Source organism: Vibrio sp. HA2012 (assembly GCF_002812955.1).
Taxonomy (GTDB): domain Bacteria; phylum Pseudomonadota; class Gammaproteobacteria; order Enterobacterales; family Vibrionaceae; genus Vibrio.
Map to the genome: position 1 here is coordinate 1 of NZ_PFXK01000004.1, position 14,904 is coordinate 14,904.

The following is a 14,904-nucleotide window of genomic DNA, read 5'->3' on the forward strand; positions in this document are numbered from 1 at the left end:
CAGCTGCATTCCAAAACACCGGGTCACCCTGAATACGGTTACGCACCGGGTATCGAAACCACAACCGGTCCTCTGGGTCAGGGCATTACTAACGCGGTTGGTATGGCGATGGCTGAACGCGCTCTGGCTGCACAGTTCAATCAGGCCGGCCACGATATCGTTGACCACTTCACCTACGTATTTATGGGTGACGGCTGTCTGATGGAAGGGATTTCCCACGAAGCGTGCTCTCTGGCCGGGACTCTGGGCCTGGGTAAACTGATTGCGTTCTGGGATGACAACGGTATCTCTATCGATGGTCATGTTGAAGGCTGGTTTGCTGATGATACGGCGAAGCGTTTTGAAGCGTACGGCTGGCATGTTATCCCGGCGGTCGATGGCCACGACAGTGCGGCCATCAACGCAGCGATTGAAGCGGCAAAAGCGGAAACCGGCAAGCCGACACTGATTTGCTGCAAAACCATCATTGGTTTTGGTTCACCGAACAAATCCGGTTCGCACGACTGTCACGGTGCGCCTCTGGGCCACGATGAAATTGCGGCTGCCCGTGAATTCCTGGGCTGGAAACAGGCTCCGTTCGATATCCCTGCTGATATCTATGCGGAATGGGATGCGAAAGAAGCCGGTGCGACCAAAGAAAACGCATGGGATGAGAAGTTTGCGGCTTATGCGGCGGCTTATCCTGAACTGGCGGCTGAATTTAAGCGTCGTGTGAATGGTGAACTGCCGGCAGAGTGGGAAGAAAAAGCGAGCGCATTTATTGCAGACCTGCAGGCTAATCCTGCCAGCATCGCTTCACGTAAAGCGTCGCAAAATACGCTGGAAGCGTTCGGTAAGCTACTGCCTGAATTTATGGGCGGCTCTGCTGACCTGGCACCGTCTAACCTGACCATGTGGTCCGGCTCCAAATCGCTGACTCATGACGACTTCTCCGGTAACTACATCCACTACGGTGTGCGTGAATTCGGAATGACCGCCATCATGAACGGTATTGCCCTGCACGGTGGTTTTGTGCCTTATGGTGCGACCTTCCTGATGTTCATGGAATACGCGCGTAATGCCCTGCGTATGGCAGCGCTGATGAAGGTGCAGAACATCCAGGTGTACACTCACGACTCTATCGGTCTGGGTGAAGACGGTCCGACACACCAGCCTGTAGAACAGATGGCTTCTTTGCGTGTGACACCAAACATGAGCACATGGCGTCCGTGTGACCAGGTGGAATCGGCGGTGGCATGGAAATACGCCATTGAACGCAAAGACGGCCCGACAGCGCTGATTTTCTCTCGTCAGAATCTGGCGCAGCAGGCTCGTGATGCCGGGCAACTGGCGAACATCGGCAAAGGGGCGTATGTACTGAAAGATTGCGCTGGCAAGCCAGAGCTTATCTTTATCGCAACAGGTTCAGAAGTGGAACTGGCTGTTGAAGCTGCTGCTAAGCTGACGGAAGAAGGCAAAAACGTACGTGTTGTGTCTATGCCATCAACGGATGTGTTTGATGCACAGGATGCGGCTTACCGCGAATCTGTACTGCCATCGGACGTGACAGCCCGTGTTGCGATTGAAGCGGGTATTGCTGATTACTGGTACAAGTACGTGGGTCTGAACGGCCGTATCGTGGGTATGACCACCTTCGGTGAATCCGCACCGGCAGGCGAGCTGTTTAAGCTGTTCGGCTTTACTGTTGAGAATGTTGTTGAAAAAGCAAAAGAAATTCTGGCTTAATTCTTAGCTGTTTCTGATTGTTAAACGCCCTGTCTCTGATAAGACGGGGCGTTTTTTTTGCCGGATTAATGGCTGAGGTTTTTGAACACAACAAACTTGTGAAAGACATAAACACACATATATCTCATTGCGTATCGACAAGCGGGTATGAAATTCTTGTCGTCAGAGGAGGGCGTCTTTAGAATAGTTTGTCTATAAGGTAACAGGTAAGAGAGTAAACGGATGTTAAGAGTGGCGATCAACGGATTTGGCCGGATTGGCCGGAATGTACTGCGGGCTGTTTATGAAAGCGGTAAGTATGAGCAGATACAGGTGGTGGCAGTGAATGAACTGGCTCAGCCGGAAGCCATGGCGCATCTGCTGCAGTACGATACCAGCCACGGGCGGTTCGGGAAAAAGATCACCCATGATCAGGAACATCTGTTTATCCATCATGCCAGTGGCGAGTGCGATCGGGTTCGGGTGCTGCATCTGGCCGAGATAGAACTGTTGCCGTGGAACGATCTGAATATTGACATTGTACTGGACTGTACCGGTGTATACGGTTCACAGGCGGATGGTCTGAAGCACATTCAGGCCGGAGCGAAAAAAGTGCTCTTCTCTCATCCGGGAGCCAATGATCTGGATAACACCATTATCTATGGCGTCAATCACGATACCCTGAAACCGGAACACAATATCGTGTCCAACGGTTCCTGCACCACCAACTGTATCGTACCGGTTATCAAGGTGCTGGATGAAGCCTTCGGTATCGACTCAGGCACCATAACCAGTATCCATTCTTCGATGAATGATCAGCAGGTGATTGATGCTTATCACCCGGATTTGCGCCGGACCCGCTCGGCCAGCCAGTCGATTATTCCTGTCGATACCAAACTGCATAAAGGGATAGTACGCATTTTCCCGAAATTTTCTGACAGGTTTGAGGCAATTTCTGTGAGGGTGCCTACAGTTAACGTCACGGCCATGGATTTAAGTGTCACAATTAATTCAAATGTGAAAGTTAATGACGTAAATCAAACCATCATTGAGGCATCTCAGTGTACATTACGGGGCATTGTTGACTATACTGAAGCACCTCTGGTCTCTTGTGACTTCAACCACGACCCGCACAGTGCGATTGTGGATGGCACACAAACCAGAGTCAGTAACGGGCGTCTGGTAAAAATGCTGGTCTGGTGTGACAACGAATGGGGTTTCGCCAACCGGATGTTGGATACCGCTATGGCGATGTTTTCCTGTACGGCGGCTGTGCATTCCTGTTCGGAGGCTATGTCTGCCGGTGTGGTGGAACAGTAAGAATAAAACACAAGGGAACCCATATCTTCCCTTGAAATAAGGGGAACGAATCCCCATTTCCGGTGCAGTAGTACCGAAAGTAGTAAAAGAATTCCCTGGTTTGGCATGACGCTGAACCGTTAAAACTTTAATTATTTAATCGAGAGGACAAACCATGTCTGTAATCAAGATGACCGATCTGGATCTTGCAGGTAAACGCGTATTTATCCGTGCTGACCTAAACGTACCAGTGAAAGACGGCAAAGTAACGTCTGATGCACGTATCCTGGCTTCACTACCTACTATCAAACACTGTATTGCAGCTGGCGCTAAAGTAATGGTGACTTCTCACCTGGGTCGTCCGACAGAAGGCGAGTACGCAGAAGAGTTCTCTCTACTACCTGTTGTTAACTACCTGAACGACGCACTGGACTGCGAAGTGAAACTGGCGAAAGACTATCTTGACGGTCTGGAACTGAATGCTGGTGAACTGGTTGTTCTGGAAAACGTTCGCTTCAACAAAGGCGAGAAGAAAAACGAAGAAGAGCTGTCTAAGAAATACGCTGCACTGTGTGACATCTTCGTTATGGATGCATTCGGTACTGCTCACCGTGCCCAAGCTTCAACTCACGGTGTAGGTATGCACGCGCCTGTGGCTTGTGCGGGTCCTCTTCTGGCGGCTGAACTTGAAGCACTGGGCAAAGCAATGGACAAACCAGAACGTCCGCTGGTTGCCATCGTTGGTGGTTCTAAAGTGTCTACTAAACTGACTGTTCTGGAATCTCTGTCTAAAGTGGCAGACCAACTGGTTGTTGGTGGCGGTATCGCGAACACCTTCATTGCAGCAGCTGGTAACAATGTAGGTAAGTCTCTGTACGAAGCAGACCTTATCGAAACCGCTCAAAAACTGATGAAAGAGTGTTCTATTCCAGTGGCTACTGACGTTGCATGTGCGAAAGCATTCGACGAAAACGCAGAAGCTGAAATCAAGAACGTTGCCGATGTTCAGGATGACGACATGATCTTCGACCTGGGTCCGGATTCAACAGCGGCTCTTGCTGAAATCATCGGTAACGCAAAAACAATCCTTTGGAATGGCCCAGTAGGCGTATTCGAGTTCAAAAACTTCGAAGCGGGTACGAAAGGTATTTCAGAAGCGATCGCTCAATCTGCAGGTTTCTCTGTTGCAGGTGGTGGTGATACTCTGGCTGCTATCGATAAGTTCGGTATCAAAGCTGACGTTTCTTACATTTCAACTGGCGGCGGCGCTTTCCTTGAGTTCGTTGAAGGTAAAGTACTTCCAGCGGTTGCGATGCTGGAAGAGCGTGCTAAAGCGTAATGCTATGATTTATAAGGCGGGACATTTTTCCCGCCTTTTTACGTTTGCTGTGGGCTGATAAAAGTTGTTACAATGCCGCCCGCTGTTAGCAAACGATTGCAGATTTTTTAATTTAATACGACAGAAAATAGGACTCATTCCATGTCTAAGATCTTCGATTTCGTAAAACCAGGTGTAATCTCTGGCGACGACGTACAAAAAGTATTTGAAGTAGCTAAAGAAAACGGCTTCGCACTACCAGCTGTTAACTGTGTGAACACTGACTCAGTGAACGGCGTTCTGGAAGCAGCTGCTAAAGTTAAAGCTCCTGTTATCATTCAGTTCTCTAACGGCGGCGCAGGCTTCTTCTGCGGTAAAGGCGTTAAACTGGAAGGTCAGGGCGCACAAATTCTTGGTGCAGTTGCTGGTGCAAAATATGTACACGCTGTTGCTGAAACTTACGGTGTGCCTGTTATCCTGCACACCGACCACGCGGCTAAGAAACTGCTGCCATGGATCGACGGTCTGCTGGATGCTGGTGAAGAGTTCTTCGCTCAAACTGGTAAGCCTCTGTTCTCTTCTCACATGCTTGACCTGTCAGAAGAATCTCTGGAAGAAAACGTTGAAACCTGTGCTAAGTACCTTGAGCGCATGGCTAAAATGAACATGACCATCGAGATCGAACTGGGTTGTACTGGTGGTGAAGAAGACGGCGTTGATAACTCTGATATGGATTCTTCTGAGCTGTACACTTCTCCTGAAGACGTGGCATACGCTTACGAAAAACTGAGTGCAGTGAGCCATCGTTTCACTATCGCAGCATCTTTCGGTAACGTACACGGCGTTTACCAGGCGGGTAACGTTGTTCTTACTCCGACTATTCTGCGTGATTCTCAGGCTTACGTTTCTGAAAAATTCGGTATCCCTGCTAACTCTCTGAACTTCGTATTCCACGGTGGTTCAGGTTCTTCTGAAGCAGAAATCAAAGAGTCTATCTCTTATGGTGTTATCAAAATGAACATTGATACTGATACTCAGTGGGCAAGTTGGGACGGTGTGCGTCAGTACGAAGCTGACAACCACGATTACCTGCAAGGTCAAATCGGTAACCCGACTGGTGAAGCTGCGCCTAACAAGAAATACTACGATCCACGCGTATGGCTGCGTGCTGGTCAGGCGTCAATGGTTGCTCGTCTTGAAAAAGCATTTGCTGACCTTAACGCAATCGACGTACTGTAATTATTACTGTTTTAAACAGAGAATAGTTTATATTGCTGATAAGCCGCCTCAGAAATGGGGCGGTTTTTTTTACTGTGATTTTTATAGCTTTACTGGTCGAGTGTCGCTAATCTTTACAGGTTCAACAAAAATCAGAGAGGATAAAATGGCTAATGAGGTAACTACACCGGTTGAACTTGATGTGACCGGCAGTCTGTCCAGCGTCGGGCAATGGGTAGCGGACAATTCTGATCTGCTGATCCAGTATGGGGTGAACCTGATCTCTGCGGTACTGATCCTGTTTATCGGTAATATTATCGTGAAGGCAATTGCCGGAAGCGTATCCAAGATCTTACATAAGCGGGAGATGGATAAAGCCGTAGTCGATTTTATTTCGGCACTGGTGCGCTATCTGCTGTTTATCATCGTACTGATTGCCGCTCTGGGGCGTATCGGAGTGCAGACCGCTTCTGTGGTCGCGGTGATCGGTGCTGCGGGTCTGGCCATTGGTCTGGCATTGCAGGGCTCACTGTCCAACTTTGCTGCCGGGGTTTTGATCGTGGCTTTCCGTCCGTTTAAATCGGGAGACTATGTGGAAATCGGTGGTGTTGCCGGTTCAGTCGAGTCGATTCAGGTGTTCCAGACGGTACTGACTACGCCGGATAATAAGATGGTCGTTGTTCCCAATTCATCCGTGATCAGCGGGCCGATTACTAACTATTCGCGCCACAGTACCCGGCGTATCGATTTGGTGATCGGAGTTTCCTATAAGTCGGATTTGCAGAAAACCAAAGAGGTGCTGGCCTCTGTCCTGAAGGCGGATGAACGTATTCTGAAAGAGCCGGAACCAATTATTGGTGTGCATACGCTGGCAGACTCGTCGGTGAATTTCGTGGTTCGCCCATGGGTAAAAACCTCCGACTACTGGGCCGTCTATTTTGATACCATGCAAGGCATCAAAGAAGCACTGGACAGAGAAGGTATCGAAATACCATTCCCGCAAATGGATGTTCATCTGAACAAAGTCGATTAACCGGTCGTACTCAATTAACTGGTTGCAGTAAATTAACCGGTAGTAGCCAGTTAACCGACAGTGGTACAAATACGTTCCCGTATGCGGGAACGTATTCTTTGCGTAACGATCCGGTATTAACGCGTTCGTTGAGCTGGTAACTTATTGACTTCCCCGAGGTACTCACCAATCGCAAACCGTCACAAAAATGGCCATAATCCTCTGGCCAGCGATGCGGCAATTGCAAACATCACCAGCCCGACACCGATATCAATCCCTTTTTTCACCTTCGGCTGAGAAAGCAGTGGGGCTAATTTGGCCGCGCCAATGGAAAGGGAATAGAACCAGACAAACGAAGCCATGATGGTGCCGACCGCAAATGCGACTCTGTCATTCCCTTCAAACTGTCCGCCGATAGAGCCGAGGATCACAATCGTATCCAGATACAGGTGTGGATTCAGCACGGTAACGGCAAGTGTGCCGAGGATAACGGCTCTTCGTCCCCGGGCAATCACGGTATTTGCTGTCTCTTCATCCTGTGCTGTAAAAGCGCTTTTCAGCGACATATAGCCGTAGTAAAGCAGAAATAAAATACCGCCAATGGTCACTGACATCAGCAGTGTCTCATTGTGTGCCAGAACCGCTCCGCCGCCGAATATCCCCAGTGAGATAAAAAAGATATCCAGAACACTGCAAATGGTTGCTGTGGTCAGGTGGTGGTTACGTTTGATGCCCTGATTCAGTACGTACGCATTTTGAGCGCCGATAGGAATGATCATAGTGGCACCGAAACCAAAGCCCTGCAGTAAGACCCAAATGTTCATAGTTATACCTTAAAAATGAATAAATACTTAGTTGAGATATAAAATACGGCATGGATAAAAATAAATAAAACTAATAATATTAATAGGTCATTAGTTTAACTTATTAAGTGGAGGCGATGATGAGAGGTCTGGATTACCGCTGGATAGAGGCTCTGGATGCTATTATATCTCAGCGCAGTTTTGAAAAAGCAGCACAGGAACTGTGTGTCTCTCAGTCCGCCGTATCACAGCGGATCAAACAACTGGAGAAATGGCTGGCACAGCCGGTTCTGGTCCGCGAGCAGCCGCCCAGAGTGACGCCGGCCGGGCAAAAACTGCTGGGACTGTATCGTCAGGTCTGCGTTCTGGAGCAGGATATTTTGCCGGAGCTGAGCGGTGACGGGCTGGAGAAAGCAGTGCTGGTTTCAGTGGCAACCAATGCCGACAGCCTGGCGACCTGGCTGTTTCCCGCCATTGCCCCCCTGATAAAGCGTGGGAATATCGAAATCAATCTGCTGGTGGATGATGAACGCCGGACCATCAATAAGCTGAAACAGGGCGAGGTGATTGGTGCCATCAGCCAGTCGTCTCAGGCTCTGCCGGGCTGCAATGCGGTACTGCTGGGCGACATGCCTTATCTGTGCGTCTCCACCCCGGAGTTTTATCAGACCCATTTTTCCTCCGGGGTGGATATCCACACGCTGCAGAAAGCACCGGCGATAGCGTTTGATCAGCATGATTTTGTGAATGAACGTTTTGTGCTGAAAAACTTCGGCCATGAAATGATCAGTGAAATAAAGCATGGTGTTGCAAGTTCAGAAGCGTGTGTTAAAGCGGCATTGGCCGGGTTCGGCTATTGTATGATCCCTGAAATTCAGATCCGGGAAGAGCTGAAACAAGGGCAACTCATTGACCTCACACCGGGAAAATACGTCGATCAGCAGTTGTACTGGCATCACTGGCAGCTTGAAAGCGGAGTGATAAAAGAGCTGTCAGCCGCTATTATTCAGTACGCAAGACAACATCTGTATCGATCGGAACACTGGTAATCAGCCCGGTTATCCGGCTATGATAATCATATGCAACAATCTGATAATAAGGATTCTCTATGCAATATTTTGTTCGTTTACTGCTTCCGGTTCCGGCTCTGCTGACGTTTTCTGTCTGTGCCGCGGAAATCAGTTTTCCTCATATAGAAACCTCCGGCTACGGCGAAGTCATTGCCAAGCCGGATATGGCGGAATTCAGTGTTCAGGTGGAAAAGCTGACGAAAACATCAGAACAGGCCAAGCAGGGGGTGGATAAGGTGGTGGCTGATGTTATTCAGCACCTGACAGAAGAGGGGGTCAGCCGGGATGATATCGTCAGCGGTAACCTGAACTTGTCTCCCCGTTATAACTACCCCAAAGACGGTGAACAGGAACTGGTGGGTTTTCGCGCATCACGCAGGCTGACGGTCAGTGTGTATGAGCTGGATAAACTGAACCGCATTCTTGATAGTGCGTTGGGTGACGGTATTAACCGGGTGGATGATATTTCTCTGCAGGTCCGAGAGCCGGATAAATACCAGCAGGCTGCCCGGAATGCTGCGATTTTGGATGCCCGGGAAAAAGCCGGATCACTGGCACAGGGATTCGGCGTTGCTCTGGATGGCGTTTGGCAGGTTCGCTACCACAATAGCGCACAGCAGCCGGTACTGATGAGAACCATGGCGATGGACGCAAAAGTCGGCAGTGCCGCCGGGTATGTTGATTCCACCATACGGATCCGGGATCAGGTCGAGGTGATCTACCGCATCAAGCCATAGCGATAAGTTCGTTACCGGCAGCAAAAATAAACCCGCCACATTCCGGCGGGTTTATCTATCAGAGAATTCGGCTCTGTCGTAGATTATTCTTCTGAATGCAGCACGCGGGCACGGATAGTCCCTTCGATACCTTTCAGTTTTTCCAGCGCTTCGTAGGCACGGTCGGACTCAACGTCGATAACCACATAACCGAACTCAGCAGACGTCTGCAGATACTGACCTACAATGTTGATACCGTCTTCAGCGAAAATGGTGTTGATCTTATTCAGGATACCCGGACGGTTCTCGTGAATATGCAGCAGACGGGAAGCGTTTCTGTGACCCGGAAGCGATACTTCAGGGAAGTTAACACTGGACAGGGTTGAACCGTTGTCGGAGTATTTCGCCAGTTTCCCGGCCACTTCGATACCGATATTTTCCTGAGCTTCCTGAGTCGAGCCCCCCACATGCGGAGTCAGGATCACGTTGTCGAACTTAGTCAGCGGAGATTCAAACAGATCGGCATTGGTTTTCGGTTCTACAGGGAATACATCCACGGCGGCACCATGGATATGACCGGTTTCCAGTGCCTCACACAGCGCAGGGATATCGACCACAGTACCGCGCGCTGCGTTGATAAAGATAGAGCCTGGCTTCATCTGTGCAAACTGTTCGCTGCCCATCATATTTTTGGTATCCGGTGTTTCCGGCACGTGCAGGCTGATCACGTCACATTTTTCCAGCAGTTCTTTCAGCGTATGCACCTGAGTGGCATTACCCAGAGAAAGTTTACTTTCAATATCATAGTAATACACGCGCATACCCAGGTTTTCAGCAATAATACTCAACTGAGTACCGATATGGCCGTAACCGATAATACCCAGACGCTTACCACGGGCTTCGTAAGACGCATCCGCCGATTTTTTCCAGATACCACGGTGAGCGGCTGCACTTTTTTCCGGAATGCCGCGCATCAGCAGAAGGATTTCACCCAGAACCAGTTCGGCAACACTTCGGGTGTTGGAGAATGGGGCATTGAACACTGGAATACCGCGTTTGGCCGCAGCATTAAGATCAACCTGATTGGTACCGATACAGAAACAGCCAACGGCGACCAGTTTATTTGCGGCTGCAAATACTTCTTCAGTTAAATTACTGCGGGAGCGGATACCGATAAAGTGCACATCTTTTACTGCTTCCAGCAGTTCCTCTTCGGAAAGGGAGCCTTTGTGGTATTCGATGTTGGTGTAACCTGCCGCTTCCAGAACTTCAACAGAAGAAGGGTGGAGACCTTCAAGAAGTAAAAATTTAATTTTGTCTTTTTCCAGTGATACTTTGGCCATTTATTCTCGTCCTTAAAATGGGATGCAAACTGGCGCACATATTATAGATAGGAGGACTTCAGTAGTTATCCGCGTTTATGGCAGAAAATGCCGGCGGTTTGGTAAAACTTAACGAAGTGGCAGAAGCTTTCCTGTTGATAAAACAGATAAAAATGAAGAAAGCCAGTTCCTTGTGCGTCTTCCGGAGACTGTTTAACCCTGCAAAGCGGAGCCAAACAGCAAACCTTGCCCAATAAACTATCAAAAAAAAGTCGTTTGGGTAAGAAAATTACAGCAATTAATCAAAAAAAACGGCGCACTTTGGCACCGTTTGTAATGAAATAACGAAATAAGATATATAAGTTATTTATATCATTTAAAAACCGGGGAGAAATACCCGGTAAATGATAATTATTCTTCGATCACCGCACCTTCCGGCGTTCCGGTGATCACAATATCAGCACCACGGTGAGCAAACAGGCCAACGGTCACCACACCGGCGATGGCATTAATCTTATCTTCCAGCCCCTTAGGGTCGGTAATAGACAAACCGCGAACATCCAGAATAATATTGCCGTTGTCGGTCACCACGTTTTCACGGTAAACCGGGTAGCCCCCCAGTTTAACCAGCTCACGGGCGACATAGGCACGTGCCATCGGGATCACTTCAACCGGCAGCGGGAATTCACCCAGCACATCGACTTTTTTAGAGCCATCCACAATGCAGACAAATTTATCGGAAATCGCCGCAATGATCTTTTCCCGGGTCAGAGCCGCACCACCACCTTTGATCATATCGCGGGCAGAGTTGATCTCGTCTGCTCCGTCGACATAAACATCCAGCTTATCGACATCGTTACAGTCGAACACTTCAATACCCAGAGCCTTCAGCTTTTCAGTGGAGTCAACAGAACTTGATACCGCACCTTTGATTTCATTCTTTTTTGTGCCCAGTGCATCGATGAAGTGTTTCACTGTTGAGCCGGTTCCGACACCGACAATACTGTCCGGTTTAACGTATTTCAGTGCTGCCCAGCCAGCTTCTTTTTTCATTTCATCTTGAGTCATGCCTATCTCCTGAATAGCAAATGTGGGGGTGAGTAATAGCCGTGCGGATTATATACCTAAGCAGAGCCAATATGCGAGCCTGCTATTTTAGGTTGTTACCCGTTTAGATCGTTACCAGTTTAAATTGTTACCCGTATAGATTGTTACCAGTGCCAGATTTTGCCGGGTGTCACAACCACAGGCAGGGGAACATCCCAGTGTTCTGTCGGCAGGTGCTGAACAAACTGACAATCATGGGCAATACCCACCGGGCGGGGGCCGGTGCGGGAGCGGAACCAGTTTTCCAGCGTGCGGTCATAATAGCCGCCACCCATGCCCAGACGATGGCCTTCACTGTCAAAAGCCACCAGTGGGGTGAAAATGATATCCAGCTCAGCCACTGGGATCACTTTGGTGACATCCAGCTTCGGCTCCTGAATATTAAATTTATTCTCTGTCATTGCACTGTCCGGTGCGTACTCAAGAAACAACAGATGTCCGGGAGAGAAAGGATGCAGAACGGGGAGACAGACGGTTATCCCCTGTTGCCAGAAATACTCGATCATCGGATGGGTATCCAGCTCACCGTCAACCGAGAGATAAATTGCGATCTTCCGGGCAGACTGAACCACAGGAAGTTGTTGCAGATTAAACAGGGCATCTTCACAGGCAAGGGTCTGTTCCAGTGACGTTAAAGACTGGCGGCGGGTTCGGATGTCCCGGCGGATCCTAGTACGTTCTTCCTGATGTGTCGGGATAAAGGTGGTGGTGTTTTGTGTCTGTTTCATAAGGGATACCCCAGAGTGCCGTCGCGGATATTGACCCTTGAACCAGCTGGTTCAAGGCGGATCAGCAATGATAACCGTAGGCTTCTCGGTACGGGCCGAGCCTGCTCAATAGCTACCAAGTACTAACCCTTTGGTATTGCTTATCGGCTCAGGGACGTTATCCTGCTGACAAACACCCCAGGGTAAAACTGTTATGAGAGAAAACGATCAATCGTTACTCAGTTTGCTCAGTGTCTCTTCCAGAGAGGCACTCAAGCGTTGCATTCGTTCAGAGAGCTGGTTTTTCTGCTTCTCTACTTCAAGTTTAGACTCTTGCAGCTCATAACACACGTTAAGAGCCGCAAAGGTGAGCAGCTTTTCGCTATTGGTGATCTGAGTCCGTTTGGCCAGCTCCTGCAGACGGTTATCCAGCTCGGTTGCTGCCTGACGCAGCGAGTCTTCCTGTCCGGGGGGACAGTTAACCTGCATCGGCTTACCCAAAATCTCAATTTCGACTGCTTGATTACTCATTCCCGGAAACTCTTGCCTCGCAACAGACGTGTCTTTATTGCCGAACCGGCATAACCACCGAGAAAGCACTATAGGGAATGCGTTAAGAAGATTCAAGGGTTTCGCAACGGGAATCATTGGATCGAATACGGATCAGTCAGGAAATCAGCAAGGTGAGCAAATGCTGTACAGATTGATACCAACGTTTTCGCCCGCTGGATGAAGTGTTACGATTAGCCCTTATTCAAATTAAATGAGCATTACCCATGAGCGAAAAAACTCTTCCCGACTATGCGGCTGTAGCCTCTGATCTGCAGTCTTCCGGCCTTTCCGTAACTCCGGCAGAATTACAGGGGCTGCTGACCGGCATGTTGAGTGGCGGTCTTTCTGTCAGCGATAAAAGCTGGCAGCCGCTGCTGTATGATTATACCAATGATGGTATGGGCTGGCCGGTTCGCGCTCTAACAACCGCGGAGAACCTGTTCTCACTGGCTGCGAAAGAGCTGACCGGCGGCATGATGACACTCTCTTTGCTGCTGCCGTCGGAAGCCGGACTGATGGAACTGGCCGATGAGGTTTCAGAGTGGGTGAATCACTTTATTTCCGGTCTTGGACTGGCCAATGCGACACTGAATCAGATCCCGGACGATGTCAGAGAAGCGCTGGCGGATCTGGAAGAGATGGCTAAGCTGGGCATTGATGAAGAGGGTGATCTGGCTGAACAGGAGGAACTGCTGGAGCAGGTGATTGAACATATTAAGGTGTGTGTCCTGACGGTCCATGCCGAATATGGCGAGAAACCGTCTGCAAGCGCCAAAGAGCCGACCATTCATTGACGGAAGGGTTTGGAAAATGACGCATTATGACATCGTCATTGCCGGAGGCGGTATGGTCGGTTCCACGCTGGCTCTGGCTTTGGAAACGCTGGCGAAAGGGCGTCTTTCTGTTGCGGTGGTGGAACCATTCCGTGCTGGGGATGACCATCCCGGTTTCGATGCCCGGTCGATTGCGTTGTCTTATGGTTCGGTACAACTGCTGAAATCTTTTTCCCTGTGGGATGAACTGCAGCCATTTACCGTACCGATCCGCGAGATCCATGTCTCTGACCGGGGGCATGCCGGAATGACGCAACTGTCTGCGGCACATTACGGCATCAGTGCGCTGGGATATGTGGCAGAACTGGCGGATATCGGGCGTATTTATCACAGAAAACTGCAGGCTTCCACGGGTGATTTTTTCTGTCCTGATACGGTTGATAAGATTGAACGCTGTCCGGATAAAAACATCATCAGCTTATCTTCCTGCAGACAGATTTCCTGCTCTCTGCTGGTGGCGGCGGACGGCACCGCATCCGGCTGTTGTCGTCAACTCGGGCTGACGGAGCGTTGTCACGACGTTCATCAGGTCGCAGTGATTGCCAATATTGTCACCGCAGAGCCGCATCATCACCGGGCATTTGAACGTTTTACGGCACATGGCCCTCTGGCTCTTCTGCCCATGAGTGACGGGCGTATGTCACTGGTCTGGTGTATGTCTCCACAGCAGGCCGGAGATGTAATGCAGCTTTCTGAGGCCGCATTTTTGCAGCGGCTGCAGACGATGTTCGGCTGGCGGCTGGGAGCCATGCAGAAAGCGGGAGCCAGAACGGCTTACCCGTTACAGATCCGGCAGAAAAACCGGCCGGTGTCACACCGGTTCGTTGCCGTGGGAAATGCAGCACAGACACTGCATCCGGTTGCCGGACAGGGGTTCAATCTTGGGATCCGGGACGTCGCGACACTGGCAGAACTGCTGGCGGAACAGTGCAATGAAACTGACCATGCTGTTTCAGAGGTAAATAGTGTTGTGTCAGAGGTAAATGGTGTTCTGTCAGAAGTAAATAGTGCAACTTGCGGGGGAAAAGATGTCGGAAGTTTCTCATTTCTTGCACAATACCGGCAACGCAGAGAGCAGGATTGTTTATCTACGATAGACTTAACAAGTCATCTGGTGGCGTTATTTTCTGATAACCGTCTGCCTTTAGTGATGGCAAGACAGGCTGGGCTCATGGTGATGGATACCTGTTCTGCTCCGGCCATGCCTTTTTTATTGCGCACACTGGGATTAGTGAAAAGATAA

14 protein-coding genes and 1 other RNA gene are annotated in these 14,904 nt (G+C 49.6%); 9 read left to right on the top strand and 6 right to left on the bottom strand.

The features are described from left to right. The 5 genes from tkt to mscS form a co-directional block, all read left to right on the top strand. The coding region (gene tkt, locus CSW98_RS08525; protein WP_100800064.1) for a transketolase at window positions 1–1,725 on the top strand (1,725 nt) is incomplete at its 5' end. 222 nt (window positions 1,726–1,947) lie between these two features. Further along, a complete protein-coding gene (epd, locus tag CSW98_RS08530) occupies window positions 1,948–3,024 on the top strand; it encodes an erythrose-4-phosphate dehydrogenase (RefSeq protein WP_100800065.1) in 1,077 nt (358 codons plus the stop codon). Between the two features lie 154 nt (window positions 3,025–3,178). Further along, entirely contained in the window at window positions 3,179–4,342 is a 1,164-nt protein-coding gene (locus CSW98_RS08535) for a phosphoglycerate kinase (RefSeq protein ID WP_100800066.1), read from the top strand. A 141-nt stretch (window positions 4,343–4,483) separates the two neighbouring features. Then, on the top strand, window positions 4,484–5,560 hold the full coding sequence (gene fbaA, locus CSW98_RS08540; protein ID WP_100800067.1) for a class II fructose-bisphosphate aldolase: 1,077 nt from the start codon (window positions 4,484–4,486) through the stop codon (window positions 5,558–5,560). Between the two features lie 145 nt (window positions 5,561–5,705). Further along, window positions 5,706–6,572, top strand: coding sequence for a small-conductance mechanosensitive channel MscS (mscS, locus tag CSW98_RS08545; protein WP_100800068.1), 867 nt, complete (start codon window positions 5,706–5,708; stop codon window positions 6,570–6,572). Window positions 6,573–6,751: 179 nt separating this feature from the next. On the opposite strand, the gene CSW98_RS08550 is transcribed toward mscS, so the two are convergent. Then, a complete protein-coding gene (locus CSW98_RS08550; RefSeq protein ID WP_100800069.1) occupies window positions 6,752–7,375 on the bottom strand; it encodes a LysE/ArgO family amino acid transporter in 624 nt (207 codons plus the stop codon). Between the two features lie 119 nt (window positions 7,376–7,494). On the opposite strand from CSW98_RS08550, the gene CSW98_RS08555 reads away from it, so the two are divergent. After that, entirely contained in the window at window positions 7,495–8,403 is a 909-nt protein-coding gene (locus CSW98_RS08555) for a LysR family transcriptional regulator ArgP (protein WP_100800070.1), read from the top strand. Between the two features lie 59 nt (window positions 8,404–8,462). After that, a complete protein-coding gene (locus CSW98_RS08560; protein WP_100800071.1) occupies window positions 8,463–9,161 on the top strand; it encodes an oxidative stress defense protein in 699 nt (232 codons plus the stop codon). 83 nt (window positions 9,162–9,244) lie between these two features. On the opposite strand, the gene serA is transcribed toward CSW98_RS08560, so the two are convergent. From serA to zapA, 5 genes are all read right to left on the bottom strand, one after another. Then, window positions 9,245–10,483, bottom strand: a complete 1,239-nt coding sequence (gene serA, locus CSW98_RS08565) for a phosphoglycerate dehydrogenase (RefSeq protein WP_100800072.1) — start codon at window positions 10,481–10,483, stop codon at window positions 9,245–9,247. 390 nt (window positions 10,484–10,873) lie between these two features. Continuing rightward, on the bottom strand, window positions 10,874–11,530 hold the full coding sequence (gene rpiA, locus CSW98_RS08570) for a ribose-5-phosphate isomerase RpiA (RefSeq protein WP_100800073.1): 657 nt from the start codon (window positions 11,528–11,530) through the stop codon (window positions 10,874–10,876). 143 nt (window positions 11,531–11,673) lie between these two features. Further along, window positions 11,674–12,297, bottom strand: coding sequence for a 5-formyltetrahydrofolate cyclo-ligase (locus CSW98_RS08575; protein ID WP_100800074.1), 624 nt, complete (start codon window positions 12,295–12,297; stop codon window positions 11,674–11,676). Between the two features lie 3 nt (window positions 12,298–12,300). Continuing rightward, window positions 12,301–12,484: non-coding RNA, 6S RNA (gene ssrS / locus CSW98_RS08580), on the bottom strand. A 20-nt stretch (window positions 12,485–12,504) separates the two neighbouring features. Next, window positions 12,505–12,807 (bottom strand): cell division protein ZapA, encoded by a 303-nt coding sequence (zapA, locus tag CSW98_RS08585; RefSeq protein WP_100800075.1) that lies wholly within the window; start codon window positions 12,805–12,807, stop codon window positions 12,505–12,507. Between the two features lie 245 nt (window positions 12,808–13,052). On the opposite strand from zapA, the gene CSW98_RS08590 reads away from it, so the two are divergent. Together CSW98_RS08590 and ubiH are read left to right on the top strand one after the other, a co-directional pair. After that, a complete protein-coding gene (locus tag CSW98_RS08590; RefSeq protein ID WP_100800076.1) occupies window positions 13,053–13,622 on the top strand; it encodes a YecA/YgfB family protein in 570 nt (189 codons plus the stop codon). Between the two features lie 16 nt (window positions 13,623–13,638). Further along, window positions 13,639–14,904, top strand: a complete 1,266-nt coding sequence (gene ubiH / locus CSW98_RS08595) for a 2-octaprenyl-6-methoxyphenyl hydroxylase (protein WP_100800077.1) — start codon at window positions 13,639–13,641, stop codon at window positions 14,902–14,904.

What these genes read in the sequence shown, in the direction of transcription:
- epd (WP_100800065.1), top strand. Translation starts at nt 1,948, where the DNA reads ATGTTAAGAGTGGCGATCAACGGATTTGGCCGGATTGGCCGGAATGTA.
- CSW98_RS08535 (WP_100800066.1), top strand. Translation starts at nt 3,179, where the DNA reads ATGTCTGTAATCAAGATGACCGATCTGGATCTTGCAGGTAAACGCGTA.
- fbaA (WP_100800067.1), top strand. Translation starts at nt 4,484, where the DNA reads ATGTCTAAGATCTTCGATTTCGTAAAACCAGGTGTAATCTCTGGCGAC.
- mscS (WP_100800068.1), top strand. Translation starts at nt 5,706, where the DNA reads ATGGCTAATGAGGTAACTACACCGGTTGAACTTGATGTGACCGGCAGT.
- CSW98_RS08550 (WP_100800069.1), bottom strand. Translation starts at nt 7,375, where the DNA reads ATGAACATTTGGGTCTTACTGCAGGGCTTTGGTTTCGGTGCCACTATG.
- CSW98_RS08555 (WP_100800070.1), top strand. Translation starts at nt 7,495, where the DNA reads ATGAGAGGTCTGGATTACCGCTGGATAGAGGCTCTGGATGCTATTATA.
- CSW98_RS08560 (WP_100800071.1), top strand. Translation starts at nt 8,463, where the DNA reads ATGCAATATTTTGTTCGTTTACTGCTTCCGGTTCCGGCTCTGCTGACG.
- serA (WP_100800072.1), bottom strand. Translation starts at nt 10,483, where the DNA reads ATGGCCAAAGTATCACTGGAAAAAGACAAAATTAAATTTTTACTTCTT.
- rpiA (WP_100800073.1), bottom strand. Translation starts at nt 11,530, where the DNA reads ATGACTCAAGATGAAATGAAAAAAGAAGCTGGCTGGGCAGCACTGAAA.
- CSW98_RS08575 (WP_100800074.1), bottom strand. Translation starts at nt 12,297, where the DNA reads ATGAAACAGACACAAAACACCACCACCTTTATCCCGACACATCAGGAA.
- zapA (WP_100800075.1), bottom strand. Translation starts at nt 12,807, where the DNA reads ATGAGTAATCAAGCAGTCGAAATTGAGATTTTGGGTAAGCCGATGCAG.
- CSW98_RS08590 (WP_100800076.1), top strand. Translation starts at nt 13,053, where the DNA reads ATGAGCGAAAAAACTCTTCCCGACTATGCGGCTGTAGCCTCTGATCTG.
- ubiH (WP_100800077.1), top strand. Translation starts at nt 13,639, where the DNA reads ATGACGCATTATGACATCGTCATTGCCGGAGGCGGTATGGTCGGTTCC.